Annotated in this window: 19 protein-coding genes and 1 pseudogene; 17 read left to right on the top strand and 3 right to left on the bottom strand. The window is 33.8% G+C overall.

Annotated elements, in window-relative coordinates; translation table 11 throughout:
* The 3 genes from MKX66_RS30085 to MKX66_RS30095 form a co-directional block, all read left to right on the top strand.
* Positions 1-1542, top strand: a 1542-nt coding sequence (locus MKX66_RS30085) for a primase C-terminal domain-containing protein (protein ID WP_341088171.1), incomplete at its 5' end; no start/stop codon positions are given.
* A gap of 203 nt (positions 1543-1745) precedes the next feature.
* Positions 1746-2504: a hypothetical protein gene (locus MKX66_RS30090; protein ID WP_341088173.1), complete on the top strand. Its 759-nt coding sequence runs from the start codon at positions 1746-1748 to the stop codon at positions 2502-2504.
* 126 nt (positions 2505-2630) lie between these two features.
* Entirely contained in the window at positions 2631-3044 is a 414-nt protein-coding gene (locus tag MKX66_RS30095; protein WP_341088175.1) for a hypothetical protein, read from the top strand.
* Between the two features lie 143 nt (positions 3045-3187).
* On the opposite strand, the gene MKX66_RS30100 is transcribed toward MKX66_RS30095, so the two are convergent.
* From MKX66_RS30100 to MKX66_RS30110, 3 genes are all read right to left on the bottom strand, one after another.
* A complete protein-coding gene (locus MKX66_RS30100; RefSeq protein WP_341088176.1) occupies positions 3188-4243 on the bottom strand; it encodes a hypothetical protein in 1056 nt (351 codons plus the stop codon).
* Positions 4244-4775: 532 nt separating this feature from the next.
* Complete coding sequence (locus tag MKX66_RS30105) at positions 4776-6206, bottom strand: IS4 family transposase (RefSeq protein ID WP_341085439.1); 1431 nt, start codon at positions 6204-6206, stop codon at positions 4776-4778.
* 489 nt (positions 6207-6695) lie between these two features.
* Positions 6696-7013, bottom strand: coding sequence for a DUF4870 domain-containing protein (locus MKX66_RS30110; RefSeq protein ID WP_340780502.1), 318 nt, complete (start codon positions 7011-7013; stop codon positions 6696-6698).
* A gap of 289 nt (positions 7014-7302) precedes the next feature.
* Here MKX66_RS30110 and MKX66_RS30115 point away from each other — a divergent pair, with 289 nt between their 5' ends.
* The 14 genes and pseudogenes from MKX66_RS30115 to MKX66_RS30180 all read left to right on the top strand — a co-directional run bounded on the left by MKX66_RS30115 (position 7303) and on the right by MKX66_RS30180 (position 18522).
* Positions 7303-7650 carry a hypothetical protein gene (locus MKX66_RS30115; RefSeq protein ID WP_445662203.1) on the top strand — a complete coding sequence of 116 codons (348 nt, stop codon included), beginning with the start codon at positions 7303-7305 and terminating at the stop codon, positions 7648-7650.
* A 221-nt stretch (positions 7651-7871) separates the two neighbouring features.
* Complete coding sequence (locus MKX66_RS30120; protein ID WP_340780501.1) at positions 7872-8633, top strand: ABC transporter ATP-binding protein; 762 nt, start codon at positions 7872-7874, stop codon at positions 8631-8633.
* Positions 8634-8649: 16 nt separating this feature from the next.
* On the top strand, positions 8650-10503 hold the full coding sequence (locus tag MKX66_RS30125; protein ID WP_340780500.1) for an ABC transporter permease: 1854 nt from the start codon (positions 8650-8652) through the stop codon (positions 10501-10503).
* 359 nt (positions 10504-10862) lie between these two features.
* Positions 10863-11015: pseudogene (locus MKX66_RS30130) on the top strand (RNA-guided endonuclease TnpB family protein); the annotation flags it as partial.
* 123 nt (positions 11016-11138) lie between these two features.
* On the top strand, positions 11139-11414 hold the full coding sequence (locus MKX66_RS30135; RefSeq protein ID WP_016099592.1) for a DUF5513 family protein: 276 nt from the start codon (positions 11139-11141) through the stop codon (positions 11412-11414).
* Positions 11411-12268 carry a hypothetical protein gene (locus MKX66_RS30140; protein ID WP_016099591.1) on the top strand — a complete coding sequence of 286 codons (858 nt, stop codon included), beginning with the start codon at positions 11411-11413 and terminating at the stop codon, positions 12266-12268. Before MKX66_RS30135 ends, MKX66_RS30140 begins: the two co-directional genes overlap by 4 nt.
* Before the next feature lie 306 nt (positions 12269-12574).
* The gene (locus tag MKX66_RS30145; RefSeq protein WP_000402459.1) at positions 12575-12862 is read left to right on the top strand and encodes a hypothetical protein; all 288 of its coding nucleotides are present in this window, start codon (positions 12575-12577) and stop codon (positions 12860-12862) included.
* An 11-nt stretch (positions 12863-12873) separates the two neighbouring features.
* Positions 12874-13470 carry a hypothetical protein gene (locus MKX66_RS30150; RefSeq protein WP_098839615.1) on the top strand — a complete coding sequence of 199 codons (597 nt, stop codon included), beginning with the start codon at positions 12874-12876 and terminating at the stop codon, positions 13468-13470.
* 18 nt (positions 13471-13488) lie between these two features.
* Positions 13489-15045, top strand: a complete 1557-nt coding sequence (gene mobP2 / locus MKX66_RS30155) for a MobP2 family relaxase (RefSeq protein ID WP_341088180.1) — start codon at positions 13489-13491, stop codon at positions 15043-15045.
* Positions 15046-15064: 19 nt separating this feature from the next.
* On the top strand, positions 15065-15499 hold the full coding sequence (locus MKX66_RS30160; protein ID WP_098839617.1) for a DUF5514 family protein: 435 nt from the start codon (positions 15065-15067) through the stop codon (positions 15497-15499).
* Between the two features lie 22 nt (positions 15500-15521).
* Positions 15522-15731 carry a DUF5511 family protein gene (locus MKX66_RS30165; protein WP_098839618.1) on the top strand — a complete coding sequence of 70 codons (210 nt, stop codon included), beginning with the start codon at positions 15522-15524 and terminating at the stop codon, positions 15729-15731.
* Positions 15728-16900 (top strand): ArdC family protein, encoded by a 1173-nt coding sequence (locus MKX66_RS30170; RefSeq protein WP_341088182.1) that lies wholly within the window; start codon positions 15728-15730, stop codon positions 16898-16900. Before MKX66_RS30165 ends, MKX66_RS30170 begins: the two co-directional genes overlap by 4 nt.
* A gap of 62 nt (positions 16901-16962) precedes the next feature.
* A complete protein-coding gene (locus MKX66_RS30175) occupies positions 16963-17949 on the top strand; it encodes a hypothetical protein (protein ID WP_341088184.1) in 987 nt (328 codons plus the stop codon).
* A gap of 21 nt (positions 17950-17970) precedes the next feature.
* Positions 17971-18522 carry a metal-dependent hydrolase gene (locus MKX66_RS30180; protein ID WP_341088186.1) on the top strand — a complete coding sequence of 184 codons (552 nt, stop codon included), beginning with the start codon at positions 17971-17973 and terminating at the stop codon, positions 18520-18522.
* Positions 18523-18543: the final 21 nt, after the last annotated feature.

The following is an 18543-nucleotide window of genomic DNA, read 5'->3' on the forward strand; positions in this document are numbered from 1 at the left end:
ATGAATACAGTACAAAGCGCTATTAAATTAATACTACATAAAGGATTACGAAAATATAAATCTAAAAACTCTAAAGCTGGATTAGTATCTATTGCAAATCAAGAGAAATTTGAAAGCAAAGTGCTTAATGGTAAGAAGAATAAAAAAGGATCAATTTTTATTACTCGTAAGAAAGAAGATTTAAGCGCCAAGTTTGGAACTAGGGGTGTAGTATTATCTTCTGAAGAAGCTGTACTGGATCATGTTGGACAGGCTTCACACTGGACACCTAATGTATATAATTTCGGTACATATGGTGAAAATGGTCTTCGTACAATTGTGGGGCATACTGAAAAGAACCTACAACAAATCAACTGCTTTGTTATTGATATTGATTCAAAGTCATTCCCTATGACTGCAATCAATGATGTGGCACTTAATGCAGGTTTTGGCGTACCGACTATGATTCTTGAAACAACGAAGGGTTATCAAGTGTATTATGTGTTAGATCGAGCTGTGTACGTATCAAATAACAAGAATTTCATAGCTATTAAATCAGCGAAACGTATCTCTCAAAACCTACGTGAAATGTTTGCTGAGAGTTTGCCAAACGTGGATTTAACATGCAATCACTTTGGGTTCTTCAGAATGCCTTCAGGACAAAATGTTGTGATGTTCTTTGAGGAAAATGTGTATACATTCAAGGAATTACAAGAGTGGAGCAAGCGCCAAGACGACAACAAGGGAAATGAACAGTTTCATAATGTGATAGAGAGTCCTTTTGCTAAAAACGCTCCTGTAGAGCAGCCGAAGCAAATGGATGAATTATGGTTCAAACAAGTGATTAGTTGTACAAATGTATCTCCAAAACAAACGAAAGCAGGGCGAAACAATGCGATTTTCACCCTTTCTTTAGCGTGTTTCCAAAGTCAGTATGCTATTAAAGACACAATGGACTTAATGGATCAGTTCAATAGTAACCTAGAGCAACCATTGGAACATAGTGAAGTTAGAGGAATTGTTATGTCTGCGTACTCTGGAAAGTATCAGGCAGCACATAAAGATTACATAGAGCGTTTATTACAAACATACGGTGTGGGTGGACAAACTTCAGCTCTTCGTGCACCTTCAGTATTGTGGAAGAAACATAAGAAACAACGTAAGGATCGTGTGCGTAGTCATTGGCATGAATGGGAAGCTGACATTATTACTTTCTTATCCATGAATTCAAAGAATAAACCTGTGCTATACTTTACACAATCAGAACTGTGCGAAGCCCTTAACATTCCCCGCAGCACATTAAACACGGTTCTAAAGAAGAGTACAAAAATCCATAAAACGGTTGAGGGAAAAGGAAAAACAGCAAAAACAGGATTCTCTACAATCGGCATGCTAATTACATTCGCTTTAAAAGAAAATGGAAAAAGAAGAGAGAGTTATTTAAGCTACTTACAAGAGTTGTTCCCTGAAATGGGTAATGTTCTTGGACAAGCAAAAACAAGTAACGCTATGGCGGAAGAAGAAACACTATACGGCATATTAGAAGGGCTACCAGCTGGTTAATTTTTAATTGTCCACTCTGCCAATACATAATTATATCTACGATACATGGTTTGGTCAGCTAGCTATAGCGTTACAGAATTACATAGTTTATGTTTCTCTTATTCTTGGAGCTTTAGTCTTACACTAATAGGGTTTTATACTCATTATGGTATGTGAAATTTATAGTGGTTTACTAGAAAATTAGAATATTGGTGGTGCTTCATTTGAGTAAAAATTATCCTATAGATCGTGATAGTAGAGGGCGTTACAGACACTCTTATGTATTTATGAGGGGGGCTACTGTAGATATAAAGCTACTTAATTACGATGAATTGTTAAAGGGAAAAGTAACAACAATTGAAGAATATTATTGTGTTCTTGATGTGGAGGGGAACGATGCTACGTATCAAGTAACAGTTAACTTTTCTGAAGTAAAATATATAAGGCATGAAGAGTTTCCAACTGTTGAAGAAAGATCACCTAAGTTTGGCGAGGGAGATAAGAAAACGTCATTTGTATTTGAGATTGGTGAAATGATAGGTTGTGTATTTAAAGATGGTAAGGGGATAAAAGGAACTCTACTGTCTGAGGATGCTTATTATCTTTATGTGAAAACTGAAAAAGAGAATTACTATACAATCATGAAGGGTGCTTTATCTTATGTTACACATGTGAAGCATGATCCATTACTTTTAACGAATGACTTCTATACCGAGGAAATGAAATTAGCTAATTATCAAAAGCCTACTGAGTATGTATTTTCTGTGGGGGATACAATTACAGTTTATTTTCCTAGCGGTAAGAATGTATCAGGCGTTGTGTTGGATGAAAGTAAATATTGGGTACTGTTGCAGACTGAGAAGCGTCAAATAACGATTTTTAAAGGTAGTTATACATATTTTAAGCATGGGCCTTATGAGACAAAAGGCTATTTGTATGTGGGGAATAGGAAGTTAAGAAAGCAATTAAGAAGTGGAGAATGATTGTAAAATTAAATTTTCAAGTAATTGAGGGGGGAGTTATTCAATGGAAGACACTACAATAAGTTTATTTAGCCTGGGCGTTAGTGCGCTAGGTGTGTTAGTAACGGGAATTTTTAGTTGTTTAATTTGGCAGCTGCTAAGGATTCTGCTAAGCTAGCTGAGGCAGCTTTAAATTATCAAAAAGATTTAGATGATCAAAACAAGCAAAAGGAAGAACAAAAAAAAATAATTGTTAGAGGGGAAGTTACAGCTAATGTATTACGGACTTTTAATCAACTTATAAATTTACCTAATGAAAATGATTTGAAGGCAGCTTTAAAAAAACTTCCTAGTACTTTACCACTTCCGGAGGATTGGTCGTCGCATTTTTCTGTTGATGAATGTGCTGCCATTAGCAATGCAAAACAAAATTTGGAGGAATTCTATGGAAAATATGTCCCTAATGGTACTCCTAGCATTCAGCCAATTGGTGATTTTTTAGATGATTCTAGAAAATTACATAACAAATTTAAAGATACATCGTATGTACTTGTGCCATAAGACATAGAAGGGGGCGCCACAACATTTCGCGGATTCTGTACGCTAAGAAAAATGAAAAAAGAGCAAACCGTGTAAAAAATACAGTTTGCTCTTTTTTCATTACTCACACTTATAGCACCAGTACCGCAAAACTACAATCTTATTCATGAAACCTCTTGTTTATCTTGTTCAAATGATATGCTTTTAACAATTTCAATAGCTTTAATAAGTTGAAAGAGCTTTAACGTGTCTAATTTAGTTATTTCATCATATGTAAAAGAACCATGCATAATCCAATTACGATTAATTTGATTTGGATGATTGTTCCAAGAAGGTTGAAATATTTTTTTATACACATTAAAAACTCTACGGAAAAACATTAGAGAGAAGGCAAGTTCATCTTCGTTTGTTTCCACGTAATCTTTTACTTTATAAAAGATTTTATCTTTATTTTTTCTTAAAGACGGTTTTAATTGGATATCTATTTGATAGGCAGAAAAAGTATTGGATATTAAATTGTCAATTACAGCGAATAAAGGAAAGACAGTCAATGCATAATCGCCATTTCTATAAGCTTTATATGCTTGTTCAATTATTAGTTTATAATCAGAATAAAGATCGTCTGTCATAAAGAATTTAATATATGAATCGAGAGAATCTTCAACATATTTTTCGATAGCATTGGAGTTAAACTCCCTTGATTTGTCCTCAAAAGTATCTAGTAACTCGGCATCTATTGCCCATAGTTCTTTATCAAACTTTTTTAGTTTAATTTCATATTCTTCGAGTTGACTACGTAAGCTATCTCGAATAGAACTCCAATCAAAATCATTGAATATACTTTTAGTCATTGATTCTATAGTTTGTTGGAATGCTATTTGTTCAGACATAGTATTTGCGAAAATCTGACTAAATTGAGCACCAATTTGAACGCTATCTACTAATTTTTGATTTGTTTCAGTTAACTGTTTCATAGATTCTATAGCTTCGGAGATTATAGGAGTTTTAAGAGTTTCCATAGTCTCTGAGAGCATAGGGATTTTAAGGGGGGGGAAAAGCGCATGATTTTCGAAAGGGTTTGTGACTAAAATAGGAATTTTTGACACATTCCCCAAAGTTTGCGCTAATTTATTTGCATTCTGTGATAATTCAGCTGCTGTTTGTGCTAATTGATTGGTATTTTGTACAAGTTCTATGTGTTTTCGCAATTTTTCATTCATATAGAAAAGCTCCTTTCTAATTTATATCTATATTTTACCATGAGACTAAGCAGTATAATGATTTTACCAAATGAAATCAGTGTAAACTGAGTAATAATTATGTATAAAATATTGAATTGTATTGTGACTGTAGGTATAGCTTTATTAATGGCGGGTACTTTTATAAATGTTCATTTTGAAGAACTGAAGAAAAAGGCATAGATGAATTAGAAGAAACAGAGTATGTTATTAAATAAAACTATATTTCCTATGTATATACAAAAAACACAATAAATTCAGGCGCATTTTAAGGCATTTAATTATAATTTTGTGTATTAAGCCCTTTTAAAATTACAAATTTCGTTCAACTAAAAAAGTCGATTATCCTTTAGCGTACGAAATCCGCAAAATGTTGGCGCTACCCCATACCCATCAAGCTAAGATTATATAAGTTTAATTTCACGTGAGATTTTTTCTTTTTTCTAAAAATCCAGTGTAATTTCTTTAAAGATTTGCATACCAAATAAACCCTATCGGGTTTCAATTTTTTAGATTACGCTACATGATTGTGAGACATAGAAAAGTTGTATACGACGCCTAAGATATCAAAGATTGTTTTCTTCTCATACCTATGGGATTTTCGTCCGTTTTTCTGTAAGAGATTGAACAGACGAAACAATATCTTTGTTAATTCGTGGGCGTCTTTTTGTAAAGATTGATAGATGAGTGAAAAATAATCTTTTATGATATAAATCGCTTTATATTCGCTTAATTCTCGTTTCTTCTTGATGAGAAGTAATTGGCGCATTTGAAACATGGTGGAGGAACAAAGAAGGATGCTTATTAATCGTCCGTATAAATGACACTCTAAACGTTCTAATTTTACAGAATTACAGTGATGAATACGAAAAAATGATTTCCATGTTTTAAAGATCAATTCAATTTGCCATCGTAAGGAGTAAAAATCATATACTTGTTCCTTTAGTAGATATTCCGAAGGGATATTCGTAATATAAAAGTTAATTGCACTAAGCCGCTTACTGCGTTCTGTATAGGTAATTTGCTTCTTATGTTCTTTAGATGCTAAATCCTTTTGTCTACGTTTCATTTGCGTTTCAGTTAATTTGTACACAATTAGTCTTGCAGGAAGTTTTTGATACATTCCAATATAAATCTCAGGAATTTCATATGTTTCGCCTGACTGTAATTGGTCAATGAATTGCTCCATATCTAATTGGACGTACTCAGAGTGCTTTTTTATGGTTCCATTTTGAAAATATTCAGGCTCTTTATTCCTCTGATATATACGTGTATTGAGCTTTAATCTTGAAATAAAATAAGCATTACACTCTTCTATCGTATGTAAGTCTTTTAAGTCGAAGTATCCTAAATCACGTATACATACATCGTTCGGTTGAAGGGATGTTAAACAAGTAGAACCATAAGTTTTATCGTTGTGCTTTCCTGATCCTACATGAACATGTAGAAACTGACCACTTAGCAAATCATATTCTAGTTGAATTTTCACGCCAGCATTTTGACCACTACCACCTGAACCTTGATATGTAGAAGTGAATTTATCCGGAATCTGAAAATGCGTAGAATCCAATACACGAATACGTCGAAAGTAGTTTGTATACAAGGTTGGAATCTTGCTCGAAGAACAAAATTGTTGATGAAGTAAATGTGCTAAGAGTTGTTGTAAAAACTGGACAGCTTGAGAATTAAAGCGTTGATTGAGTCCTTCTGGACTCATAGAAATGCCTGTGTTAGCTTCTAATCGACTACATAATTGTGTCAATGAAGTGTTTGCTATGTTTTCGCTTAACCAAATACATAGAGCCACTAAATCTTGTGCACGGTATTTACTTTTTCGTTTCACAAATCCTACATTTCTAGCTAATTGCTCTAAAGCATCAGGTGACATATATCGTTGCAACTCACTAGAAAACAATTCTAATTCATCAAAAATCGATAAGTTCATATCAAACACGCCATCCTTTCCTATGATTCTACAGAAAGAATAGCGTATTTTTTTATTTTAGGGGAATCTTGTTTTGTTAGCTTGATAGCGATGTGGTGCTACCTCTATTAGATATAGTGTCTTGTTTATAAAACATGGTTAACCTAATTCTTGTGAAATACTATCCTATTGAAAAATAGAAAGATAACTCCGGAAATGTAAGTTTTAAGTAGTGAGAATAAAGAAATTATTATTGGTCGTATTTGACAAATAAGAAAAATCATCCTTGTTGAAGGATGATTTTTTGTAAGAATTTAAACTAATATAAAGAAAATAGTTGTTAAGATTATAGAAAACCCTAATATCGCTACTGTCACAACGCTATGACGTTTACCATTCATCACAATACTAGCAATATATTTCTGAATCATTACAGTGAGCAAGTAATAAAAAGTTGTTTTGGAACCGATTCCTTGACTCGTTATCCCTGATTGTTTTACCGTTCTTTTTTTATGATTTAATCACTTTAATACCTTTTACAATATTCCAAATAAAGAAGTATAAACTAATAATACTACAAATACATACTGCGATAATTGCCCCAATACCCAGTGTTACATCTGGCTCTTGGGAACCGGTTCCCATAATTCCTAACACAATAAGTGCTATAAAAGTAGCAATACTAGGAATAATATGTGTCCACAAAGCACGTTTAGCGTGCTTTTTTGTTTCAGGTTCTCCAATAATCCAAACAATAATTGGGAACAAAATAGGTGCAAATAGAACACTCCAGTATGAAAAAGCAGCTAATAATCTATTTCCATTCATATGTATCACCTCATGACATAATATTTGTTATTTCACTAATAAAATACAGGGAAATCCATTTTGTCACTATCGATAAACCTTTCGACAATCTTACAAAAATGTAAGGTTAGACTGCACTTGTTGTAAGAGTAGATTCTTTGTATAGATGTTATATTAACATAGCACTGAAAAACAGACAAAGAAGGAGTAAAAAAGTTTTTGTTTATTAATTTTAACTGTTTTATTTAGTATTGGATTAGCTGGTTGTGGACAATGGGATCGTTATAGTCCTTTTGCAAGTAAAACAGACGTGTATGGTGTAGTCAAAGAAGATGCACAACGAGATTCTAATGCACCTGAAAATGTAGAACATTATGGTTATGATTTAATTGGATATGATAAAGATTTAAACAAAATTGACTTAGGCTTTAGTTCTGGTCAAAATTTTCCAATTGGGACATATATCAAAGCAGTGAAAAAAGGCAGCGATACAAGAATGCATGATGTGACGGTTATTAAGAAAGAAGATATTCCAGAAAATATATTGAAAAAAATTAAGTGGAAATCAAAAATAATATCGATGAAAAAGACACAGCGTGCTGTACCTTTTTCTGCAAATAATGAAGAAATGATACATACAATGATGTCCATTAGATAGTGTGGATACACTACTATTCATGCAAAAACTAGTTCGACCCAAATAATAAAAAATTCTTAACCCTCAATGTTGACTACAGAAAGGGATGGAATTCAAATTATTTCGGATGATTTTTAGTATATTACAAAAATGTAAGGTGAATGTAATGTTAATTGATAGCGGATTATGTCGAAGTAGAGCAAAATGACGAAGGAACAAACAAAGCGTAGGAGGATAAGATTATGAACAAACCAGTTGTAGATGTTAAAAATGTTCAAAAAGTATACGGTAAAAAGGGGGAGAACCAATCGCATGCATTAAAAGGTGTTTCATTTTCAATTCGAGAGGGTGAATTTGTTGGAATTATGGGACCATCGGGTTCAGGAAAAACAACGTTATTAAATGTAATTTCAACATTAGATAACGCAACTGGCGGTACAGTTGAAATTGCAGGTACGGATATTACAAAAATGAAGCAAGGAGAACTTTCTGATTTCCGTTCTCAAAAATTAGGATTCATCTTCCAAGACTTTAACTTGTTAGAAAACCTATCAATTTATGAAAACATTGCTCTACCACTTTCACTTCAAGGTGTTCCATCACGTAAAATTGGACCAAAAGTAGAAAAGGTAGCGGAGATGTTAGGGATTTCAGCAATCCTTCAAAAATATCCATCTGAAGTATCTGGTGGACAAAAACAGCGTTCAGCAGCAGCGCGTGCGCTTGTACATGAGCCAGCGATTATTTTAGGAGACGAGCCAACAGGAGCGCTTGATTCTAAAAATGCAACAAGTCTATTAGATGCAATGACAAGCTTAAATGAAGAACAAGATGTTTCTATTATGATGGTTACACATGATCCATTTAGTGCGAGTTACTGTCAACGTATTTTATTCATTCAAGACGGAGAGCTATATAAGGAACTTCATCGTACAACTGATCGTGAAATATTCTATAAAGAAATTTTAAATGTACTGGCAGACTTAGGTACACAAACAGCATAAAAACGGAGGTGAAACCATGTTATTCAAACTATCTATGTCAGGTCTAACAAGTAAGCTTAAAGATTATATTGTCTTACTTGTTGGCCTTATCATGTCGATTTCTATTTTTTATATGTTCCAAACGCTAGCACTGAATGAATCTTTTCTTAAAGAAAGTTCTACACTTGGCCCTATTGTTTTCGTCTTTTATGCAGGTTCAGTCTTACTTGCGATTATTACCTTCTTCTATATTTTATATGCGAATTCTTTCTTATTATCGCTCCGTCAAAAAGAGTTCGGTATGTATATGATGTTAGGCGCAAAAAAACATAAGGTGACAATGCTTATGTTTATTGAAACAGTTGTATTAGGGATCGCATCTCTTGTAATCGGGATTACGATGGGTATAGGCCTTTCACAAGGTGTTGGTCAGTTACTGATGAAACAGCTTGATTTTACTGCCAGTGGTTATCAAGCACTTTATATTCCATCAGTAAATGTTACTTGTCTTTTCTTTTTTGTATTATTTGTTTTTTCCGCGATTATGAATAGTTTTAAACTATCACGTATTTCCGTCCTGCAACTTGTTCATGCAGGTTCTAAGACAGAACGTACATCTGTAGGAGGAGCGAAAACAGTTGTTATTGCAGTCCTAGCAATTATTTTGTTAGCAATTGGCTATGCTTCTATGATTTACATGGATAAGTTAAAGCAAAATGGAATTATTATCGCTTTAATCACAGTAACATCAGGAACTTACATGTTATTTGGAACATTCCTACCGCTCATTATTAAAAAATTAAAGGGTAATAAAAAACGTAGTGAAAAAGGACTGAATGCCTTTACTTTTGCACAGTTAAACTTCCGTATTAATAGCCTAACTAAAGTACTAGCAACAGTCACAATGTTAGTAGCTCTGGGGGCTGGAGCGATCGCTGGCGGTATGGCGTTTAAAAATAACGTTATGCTTTCAGTAAACAGTTTTAATCATTATGATGTAGTGATTCATAATCCAAACAAAGAAGAGAAGAAAATTTTAGATGGTATTATATTTAAAGAGAAAAATGAATATCGTTACAAAACAGATGATAAATTTGTTTACTATTTAAAAGAAGACTTAGATAAAAATCGCCCGCTTGTACGAGACGGCGAAGGACAAGAAAGTGCAGGTAAATTCAAACGTATTTCTGAAGAGCTTCCAATAGGAGCGATTTCAGGAACAAATGTAGAACAAGGGCCTGATGTAAAAGAGATGCCACAAATGTGGAATGAGGGATTCCGTACAATTGAACCTGAGTATGTTCACCCTGATCATACCATTAAAATTGTAAATCAAAAAATGTATGATAGCCTACAAGGTGAAGAAGGTATGGTATTAATTGGGGAATCTGATGATTTTGTAACACATACAAAAGAATGGAAAAAACTTGACGAGTTACAACTAGCTAAATATAACAATGTAAAAGATGAGTTGAATTTATTCAGTAAGTACTCTGGGTATTCTGTAATTTACGGTATCTCAAGTGGAACTGTATTTATGGGGTTCTTCTTAGGCATTGCTTTCCTAGCGATGATGGCAAGTTGTTTAATGTTTAAAGTTCTATCTGGGGCATCCAACGATATTACACGTTATCAAATGCTTCGTAAAATCGGTGTTCGCCGTGAATTATTAACGATGTCAATCTATAAAGAGTTATTCTTAGTATTCTTATTTCCAGCAATGGTTGGTATTGTCCACGTATTAGTTGGTATGAATATGTTTTCGTATTTCTTAATTAATCCGTACTACCGTGTATGGCTTCCAATCGTTATTTTTGTAGTTATTTACGTGATTTACTACTTCATTACAGTTCAATTATATAAAGGAATTGTTCTTCCAAAAAAAGATTAAGATTTCAAAATGAAGCTGTCCTAAAGGTTTGTTGAATAACATCCTTATTGGGACAGCTTTTTCAGTTCTGGTGAAAATATTAAGTGAGGAATAAAAAGAATGGTAAAATTCTAATGAAATTATACTTCTTATTATAGAGAATAGCACCACACATCCATCGACCTAAGGTTTTGAAATAAACTAAAACGGATTTTTCTCTCTATTATTTATTTATGAGAATTAAGTTCATTTTTTTCGTTTTGGGGGTACTCTAAAATATTAGCTTGATGGGCATGTGGCGCTACCCCTACTGCTGAGAATGTATCAAGTGAAACAATACAACATTATGTTGAAAGTCAAAAAACGAGAGGGTGAAATTTGTGACACAAACCATCACGGTCAAAGTTAAATTGCTTCCGACAAAAGGACAAATTAGGCTATTGGAACAAAGTAGTTCCGATTATATTAAACTCATTAACACACTGGTATCTGAAATGGTTGAAGCGAAGAAAAGCAAGGAGAAGAAATTAAAGTTGTAGAGTATAATCCGTATCCAGTGAAACGATGAATAGAAAATGATGTAAACGAAAAGCCCCTTACTAACTAGTATGGGGCTTTTCGTTTAACAAATAAATCTAACAGGAAGGAGTAACATCATGCTTTTGAGTGAACTAAAACCCAATCATGATTATGTAAAAGAAGGTAGGTATTTAATTTTAAGTCTACGAAAAAAGAAGGGTATTCGAAAAGATCAGTTTATTGAAATCCCGATAACATGGTTTGATTATAACTTTGGGGAAAAAGTGGAATGGCTCATTGTACGTGAATATCAGTCTAGTGTTAATGGGAAAGAAAAGTATACAAATTATAAACTTGAAAACATTCACGCTCAAGTGTGCGTAGTAAATGTGAAAGGAGAAACAACAAAATGAATTTTAATTTTGGAATGAATAAGGAAGGTAGAAAGCCTGCAAATACAAAAAGGAAGGCGTATTTATTTACTTTAGGAAGCTTTTTTACAGTGTTTTTTGTACTTTGTATTTCTCCTGTTTTTAGTGGAGCGACATACAAATTTGAAGAAATGAAAATAGGCGAGTATCAGAGTTTGTCCTCAACGGTAAAGATTTCAGTTGCGAAAAAGGAATACAATCCAGACAATCAAACGCTACGAATTGATTATGAGTTAAGGGCAGATAATGACTCTCAAATTCTAAGTAATATGAAATACAAAGTAGAGAATAAATACATTAAACAAAAAGATAATAACGTAAAAACGAAGGTTTATCGGGCAAGTGATAATTACATTGTGGTAATTAGTGAAAATGTTCCTGAAGAATTTGGTGTTGTATCTTCGGTTGTGAAGCCTGAATATATTCATCCTGAATTGCAAACGGACGTGGATGATCTAAAGGAACGGAGCTTGAAAACGTACGTTTTAGAAAATGAAAAATTGATTAACAAAGAATTGAAAAAGGAATCGAAAGATTTCTATGAAAAAGAGTATCTTGCATTTTCGCAACAGGGATTGAGAAAAGAAATGAAAGAAATGGAGAAGAAAATTGATGATAAAGCTTCAGCTATGAAGCAATTAAAAATCAAAAATGAAAAGTTAACAAAAGAAATGGAGTACCAAACAGAGGGCGAAAAAGTGAAAACAAAAAACACAATCAATTCAAATGAGTCTACTATTAACAACCATCAAAAGGAAATTGATGTGTTAAAAGAAGACATCAAAATGAAAGAAAAGAAAATTCAATTGTTGAGTGAGAAGAAAAAAACGATATAAAAAGGTGCATTTTAGACGCATACAAAGCGCATACAGGCACATACAAAACGCATACGAAGTGCTAAAAAACGCATACAAAAGACATACAATCTGAAAAAATGCGTCCCAGTTAGGAAGCTTTAGAAACCTGATAGGCACAGCCTATCTCACCACTTTGACCTCAAAGTGGGATTAGGTTTCCTTATGCTCTTTTTTTCTTCCTTGCTTTTAGTTGAGTTTATATCTAATTAGAAGGGATATAAACGATCTGTTTGGTTAGAAATTATGCATAGTTAGTTGATAAAGAAAAATAAAGTAGGTGGGTATATGGAAATTCATGTTCGGAAGGCTAATCCACGTTATGTAGCTGAAATTGATAAAAGGTGTAAGGAAATTGGAAAGAAGTTAGGGAGAGCTTACTATCGTTGGGAGTACATTAATATGATGTTCGAACAACATTTTGACCAAGAATATAGCAGGAATAAAGAAGATAAATTTGATGAAGCAGTTACAAATGTTTCTATAACATTAGATAGACAGAGTGATAAGCTGCAAGAGTATATAGATGTTACAAATGAACTTGTGGCTGCAATGATAAAGTTAAAAGAAGAGTAGAGGTGTAATAAATGACTTATGTGAAGTTATTTCAATTTAGAGGGAATCAAATACATGTTGATATCGTACAAGACTTTCTTAAGCAGTACCCAGAGTATCCAAAGGAAGCAGATGTATTGCGACATGCCATTGTATTATTAGATGAAAAAATGAGAGAAGGAAAAGGTAAGGATCATGTATCACTTTTGAAAAAAGAAGTGAAAGGTTTAACGCAATCTGTTAATACAATGAAACAACAAATGGATGTATTAATTAAGTTAAACATGGAACTTATCTCACGATCAGGGAGCGATTTAAGTTTAGAAGAATTGCAGCGAGAAGTTAAAAGTGAAATTGCATCTGCTGTTACAAAGAAGTCGGAAGGTAAGTTCTCTCGAACTGTTAAACGTGAACCGATAGAAGTAAACATGCAAGAGCAGGAACACTTACAGCGAGAAGTTAAAACACCGTCTTTTGCAAAGAAAACATTACCGATGATTACGGATGATGTACAAATTGTCATGAAAAAAGGTAAACCACATAAGGCAATTTCTAGATTAGGACAGACCATGTATGAGGAAATTGAGTGGGAACAAATCCCCGAACATAGACGAAAAGAATTAACATAACTTGAAGGAGAATGATGTATGGGAAAATCACCAAGTATCATATTAACATCTCAATATACCATTCCAAACCAAAAGAGTTTTACAACGTATGTAGATTATTGCATGAGACAAAAAGCACTTTTGAAAGATGGACATACCTTAACAAATACAGAACTAACCGAACTGAGTCGATTGCAAAACGCAATTGACTCTTTTGATATGGAGAGAGGAAGTACTAATTCTAATCAAAAGAAAGTGAGTGTATCTGAAAAAGAAGCAGAAGCAAAGGTGCTCTTAACTTCTCCAAACAGTTTTAATACTACAAATGATTTCGAAAAGTATGTTAGCTATATGGGAAGAAAATATGCGTTAGAAAGCAAAAAGAAAATGACCAAAACGGAAGAAGAAGAAATGTCATTGCTTAATAAACATATAGAAGATTTGTCTCCTGAAGAAATGAAGGAGGGCAAAAAGGAGGGGGTAGAAGCAGAAGGGATTTTGTCGGGTGTCTTCTCAAAAAATAAAAATGTAATTACCTCTAATGATTTAAATGAAATAAAAGAACTGGTGGGAAAAGCACAAAATAAAGGATCGGTTTATTATCAAGATGTTATTTCATTCGATACAGATTTTTTAATCGAACAAAAATTATATGACCCTGTAACGGATATATTAGATGAAAATCGGATACGAAATGCAAGTCATAAGATGATGGAACAGTTATTCAAGGATGAACAAATTGAAGAGAATAATGGTTTTTGGTTTGCATCTATTCATCGAAATACAGAACATATTCACATTCATTTTGGAACGGTGGAAAAAGAGAATCGAAGAAAGTTAGTCGAAGTTAAGGTGGATGGGGAAACTTTTTATGAACCAAAAGGAAAACGAAAACAAAGTACACTAGATCATATGAAAACAACTTTTTCAAACTCTCTCGTAGATCGTACAAGTGAGTTGAGTCGAATATCTAATCTAAGAAATAACCTAGTGCAAGAAGTCAAAAAGGAGTACCTACAATCAAAAGAAAAGCAACCAAGTAGGGAAGTTACTTTATTACAAGAGATATACAACGGGTTACCTAGTAACAAAAAAGATTGGACATATGGCAGCAAAAGAATGCCGAATGAAACAAGAAATAAAATTGATGAACTGACAGGGTTGTTGATGAAAGACAATCCAATTTTTAATGAATATCAGGAAGCTGTAGATAAAGAATCTAGCTTTCAAAAAGGTTTATATGGGGAATCGGAAAGGGAAGATAAGGATTACGCAAAGAATCAAATGAAAGATATGCAGAAGCGTATGGGTAATTCCTTACTAAAAGAATTAAAGAAAAAGAACCCTTATGAGGACAATCCGCTGTATCAATTTCAGCAAAAGAATGAGCAAATTAAAAATAAATATGAAAGGGGGCGGTCAGAAATAAGAAGAGATTACCCCGTATATTCTCCATACAAACCGCCTTTAATTCGAAAGAAGGATGTACGAAATATAGAAGTAGCGTTGAACGATGATTTAACCAAATGGCGAGCAGAACAAGAATATGAGCGAGTGCAGGAACGAATTGCACGACAACAAGAAATGGATTATTAATTTAAAGGGAGGATTTAAAGTGGAGAAAAAAATGTATTATTCCATCGTTTCAAGTACAAGGTTTAGCCGTAACGAAGAAAATAGAACCATTATAGAAGAGAATATAAAGAAAGGAGAAAATCATTTTCTAATTAGAAATGATGATTATGGTGAGTGCTTTGAGGTGGATTTTGAGAAGCAGATAACTGAAGGAGAAAATGAAAATGAAAACTGGATACTGGAAACGGTTATTGGTTTTGCTGAAAAATATAGAATTTCAGAATTTGAGTTGTGGAAAAAACATGAGGATGATTCTACATATGATAAAGGATTTGGAATTGTGATAGTGGGTTCAATGGATAATCCGATTCTAAAATTTAAAGAGGTATACTCAGGTTCGTTAGAGGATTGGAATATAAATTGGGGCAAAGGAAAACAAACTTACGAAAAAATATACTTCAAATTAGCCCTGTAATAATAGAAAGGTAGTGTGTAATATGTCTCAAAATAATTTTTATATGATTGATCGTGTTGACCAAGTAAAGAATGAGGTGCATCTAAGTAAATATTTATTTAATAAGCAAGTTATCGTAAAAGTTTCTGAAGAAGAAGCGGCAGCTTATGTCGAGTTTATGCATGGAGCAGCGGAACATGATAGTTTACCATTTGTGAAATATGATGAAGAGCGAGGAGTAATTTGCGAATGACTTACACCAAAAAGAAATATACACCTAAGACAAAAGAGCAAATTAAAGAAGAAACAAAAGAAATTATGGACAAGGTTCTTACGGATATTACGAAGTACTATGAATCCACTGAAGACATGATTGAGTTGGCTGGATTCATGGCGAAGTTTAGTAACTATTCTCCTAGAAACATGCAGTTGATTAGGTCGCAATTTGAAAGTGCGTATGCATGTGCGAATTTTAAAGCGTTTAAAGATGCTGGATTCCATGTGAATAAGGGTGAAAAAGCAATGAAGGTTTTTCATTCTTATATAAAGGAATATGTGAGAGATTCAAAGACAAAATTAGCAATTCCGCTAAAAAATTTAACAGAGGAACAAAAGAAACAGGTGAAAAGTGGAGAATTAAAAGTAGAAAAGCAAACAAGTTATTACTTGAAAGCTACAGCGTTTGATATTTCGCAAACAAATGCTACACCTGAGGATTTGCCTAAAATATTCCCGAATCGTCAGTTTGATTTTGAAGTAAATGAAGAGAATAAAGAGTTATTAAAGATTGGTATTCATGCATTAGCTGAGAAAGAAAATATTAAAATTAAAGATATGGGACAAGGCGCATTGATTAAAGAATTAGGGACTATACATGGCGCATATGTTGAAGTAGCAGGTTCATCTTTTGCTCAAATTGTGATGAATACAAGGAACACTGAGACGAATGAATTATCTGTTGCAATTCATGAATTAGCTCATGCGAAGTTACACAATAAAAAGGTTGCTTCACTAGAACATGCCCCTACAGAAGAGTTTGAAGCGGAGCTAACATCTTATATTGTGTGCAAACATTATGGTATGGATACAAGAGAAGCAACAGTACCTTATATCGCTCAATGGACAAAAAACGGACAGGATATAGAAGAGAAAGATAAATCCATTATGCGTGTTCATGAAACAGCAAGTAGCTTTATAAATACAATCGACAAGAAGATATCTGAATTGCAAAGAGAGAGCGAAAAGAATAGGGAACAAGATAATGGTGATATAAAAGGTCAATCTAATTCTGAAGAACAACAGAATAAGGTTGACCATTTTTTATCTAATAAAACGGAAAAAGATGTAGATGCAGCCGCTATAAAACAGCGAGAAACAAGAAGGATTGCACGTATGGCATATATGCAACAAATGGAGAGGTAAGAGGACATCTTAATAGGTGTTCTTTTTTATTTTGAATTTTAATTAATAAGGAGAGATAAAAAATGATGGATAACCACGAAGTAGTAACAGCCATTCAACAAAAAACAGCTCTAGAAATTGAAGAGAAATTAGGTATTGATTTAGGCAAGCACTGGGAGAATTACGAAATTCAACTATCTGAAGACAATCGAGTAATTGAAGAAATTCATCCTGATATGCGTTTGAGTTTAGGGGAATTATTATCTGTTGTAAATAGATGCGGAACGGAAAAAGAAATGGAGAATTTCAATCAAATTGCAGATTACCTTGAACCGTATTATGAAGCTGAACTTATTCAAGAAGAACTTTATGAGATGCCGATTGCAAAAGTAACAACAGATAGACAACAAAATATGAAAGTGGAGTGCCTATCTGAATATGTATCAGACAGTGATATTGATTTTAATTTTAACCACTCTGTATTTGAAGCTGTTAATCATATTAGTCATTCGATTACTAAATCACACAACGAAATCATGAATGGTGATGTGGAGTATCAAGGTCTTTATCCAGTAAATGAAGATATGGTTATTTATTGCGAATCGACAGGGAAGCCATTGCAGCAGGATGAAGCGGCTTATCACTTTGAGGGATATGGCTATGTGGTGGCAGAAGAGGTGAGTCCTGAAGAGATAGAGGACAAGGATGCTCATTATACAGCAATCGGCTACGAAGATGTTGAAGAAAAACGACTTGCTCCTCTTCGATATATGGAAGAAAAGAAGATTGAAGATGGAGAACTTCGTTTCAATCCAGTAGAAGAGATTGTAAATGATCGAAAAGGCAAAACAGAAGAAGTGTTTCAAATGGAATCCGCTAAAATAGTCGGGTCGGTGAAGAAAGAGCATGACGCTATAGAGGTGCAAGAATCGAAAACCATCCCTGAAGTTGGAAAGCGATATGTTGGGAAAGATACAGTCCATGAGGAAGAACAACAGCAAATATTACAAACAAGGGAGCAGGCAAGAAAACATTATATGATGAAACACATGCTTGGTCGTGATTATTAATATAAGAAAGTGGGATAACCAATGAAGTATAAAACGCATCTTACAACAAGCCTAGCGGTTGCCCTGCCTGTCTTGGCATCAACGGGCAACCTCACGGTTGGAAATGTTATAGCGGTTAGTTTTGGGGCGTTGTTGCCGGATATAGATGAACAGCATTCATGGATTGGTAGGAGAACTCGTGGAGTATCAGACTTGATGAATATGGTATTTGGTCATAGGGGAATCACTCATTCACTATTTGGTTTAGTGCTTGTGTTGATTCCTATTTTATTTGCAGTCGGGATGACACCGTTGTCCTTTACAAATGGCATGTGCATCTTTGCAGGGTACTTTCTACATTTAGTGGAAGACAGTTTCTCTAAAAAAGGGATTAAGTGGCTGCTGCCATTATCCAATAGAAATTTTCAAAGTGGATTCCATGTTTTTTACTACAGCTATAACGGTATAGCGGAAAAAATGATTTTGATGATTAGTACGATTGTAGTTGTTTATGAGCTGTATTCTTATGGAATGGCAAGTTTCCAATTTGGATCTTCGGGCATTTTAGAATCCTTTAAAGCGTTATTTAGTTAAAGCAGAACGAATACAAATATA

It is taken from the genome of Bacillus sp. FSL R9-9530 (assembly GCF_038008145.1).
In the GTDB taxonomy this organism is placed as follows: domain Bacteria; phylum Bacillota; class Bacilli; order Bacillales; family Bacillaceae_G; genus Bacillus_A; species Bacillus_A mycoides.

Coding starts and splice junctions, on each gene's coding strand:
- MKX66_RS30100 (WP_341088176.1), bottom strand. CDS start 4,243: ATGAATGAAAAATTGCGAAAACACATAGAACTTGTACAAAATACCAAT.
- MKX66_RS30105 (WP_341085439.1), bottom strand. CDS start 6,206: ATGAACTTATCGATTTTTGATGAATTAGAATTGTTTTCTAGTGAGTTG.
- MKX66_RS30110 (WP_340780502.1), bottom strand. CDS start 7,013: ATGAATGGAAATAGATTATTAGCTGCTTTTTCATACTGGAGTGTTCTA.
- MKX66_RS30120 (WP_340780501.1), top strand. CDS start 7,872: ATGAACAAACCAGTTGTAGATGTTAAAAATGTTCAAAAAGTATACGGT.
- MKX66_RS30125 (WP_340780500.1), top strand. CDS start 8,650: ATGTTATTCAAACTATCTATGTCAGGTCTAACAAGTAAGCTTAAAGAT.
- MKX66_RS30135 (WP_016099592.1), top strand. CDS start 11,139: ATGCTTTTGAGTGAACTAAAACCCAATCATGATTATGTAAAAGAAGGT.
- MKX66_RS30140 (WP_016099591.1), top strand. CDS start 11,411: ATGAATTTTAATTTTGGAATGAATAAGGAAGGTAGAAAGCCTGCAAAT.
- MKX66_RS30145 (WP_000402459.1), top strand. CDS start 12,575: ATGGAAATTCATGTTCGGAAGGCTAATCCACGTTATGTAGCTGAAATT.
- MKX66_RS30150 (WP_098839615.1), top strand. CDS start 12,874: ATGACTTATGTGAAGTTATTTCAATTTAGAGGGAATCAAATACATGTT.
- mobP2 (WP_341088180.1), top strand. CDS start 13,489: ATGGGAAAATCACCAAGTATCATATTAACATCTCAATATACCATTCCA.
- MKX66_RS30165 (WP_098839618.1), top strand. CDS start 15,522: ATGTCTCAAAATAATTTTTATATGATTGATCGTGTTGACCAAGTAAAG.
- MKX66_RS30170 (WP_341088182.1), top strand. CDS start 15,728: ATGACTTACACCAAAAAGAAATATACACCTAAGACAAAAGAGCAAATT.
- MKX66_RS30175 (WP_341088184.1), top strand. CDS start 16,963: ATGATGGATAACCACGAAGTAGTAACAGCCATTCAACAAAAAACAGCT.
- MKX66_RS30180 (WP_341088186.1), top strand. CDS start 17,971: ATGAAGTATAAAACGCATCTTACAACAAGCCTAGCGGTTGCCCTGCCT.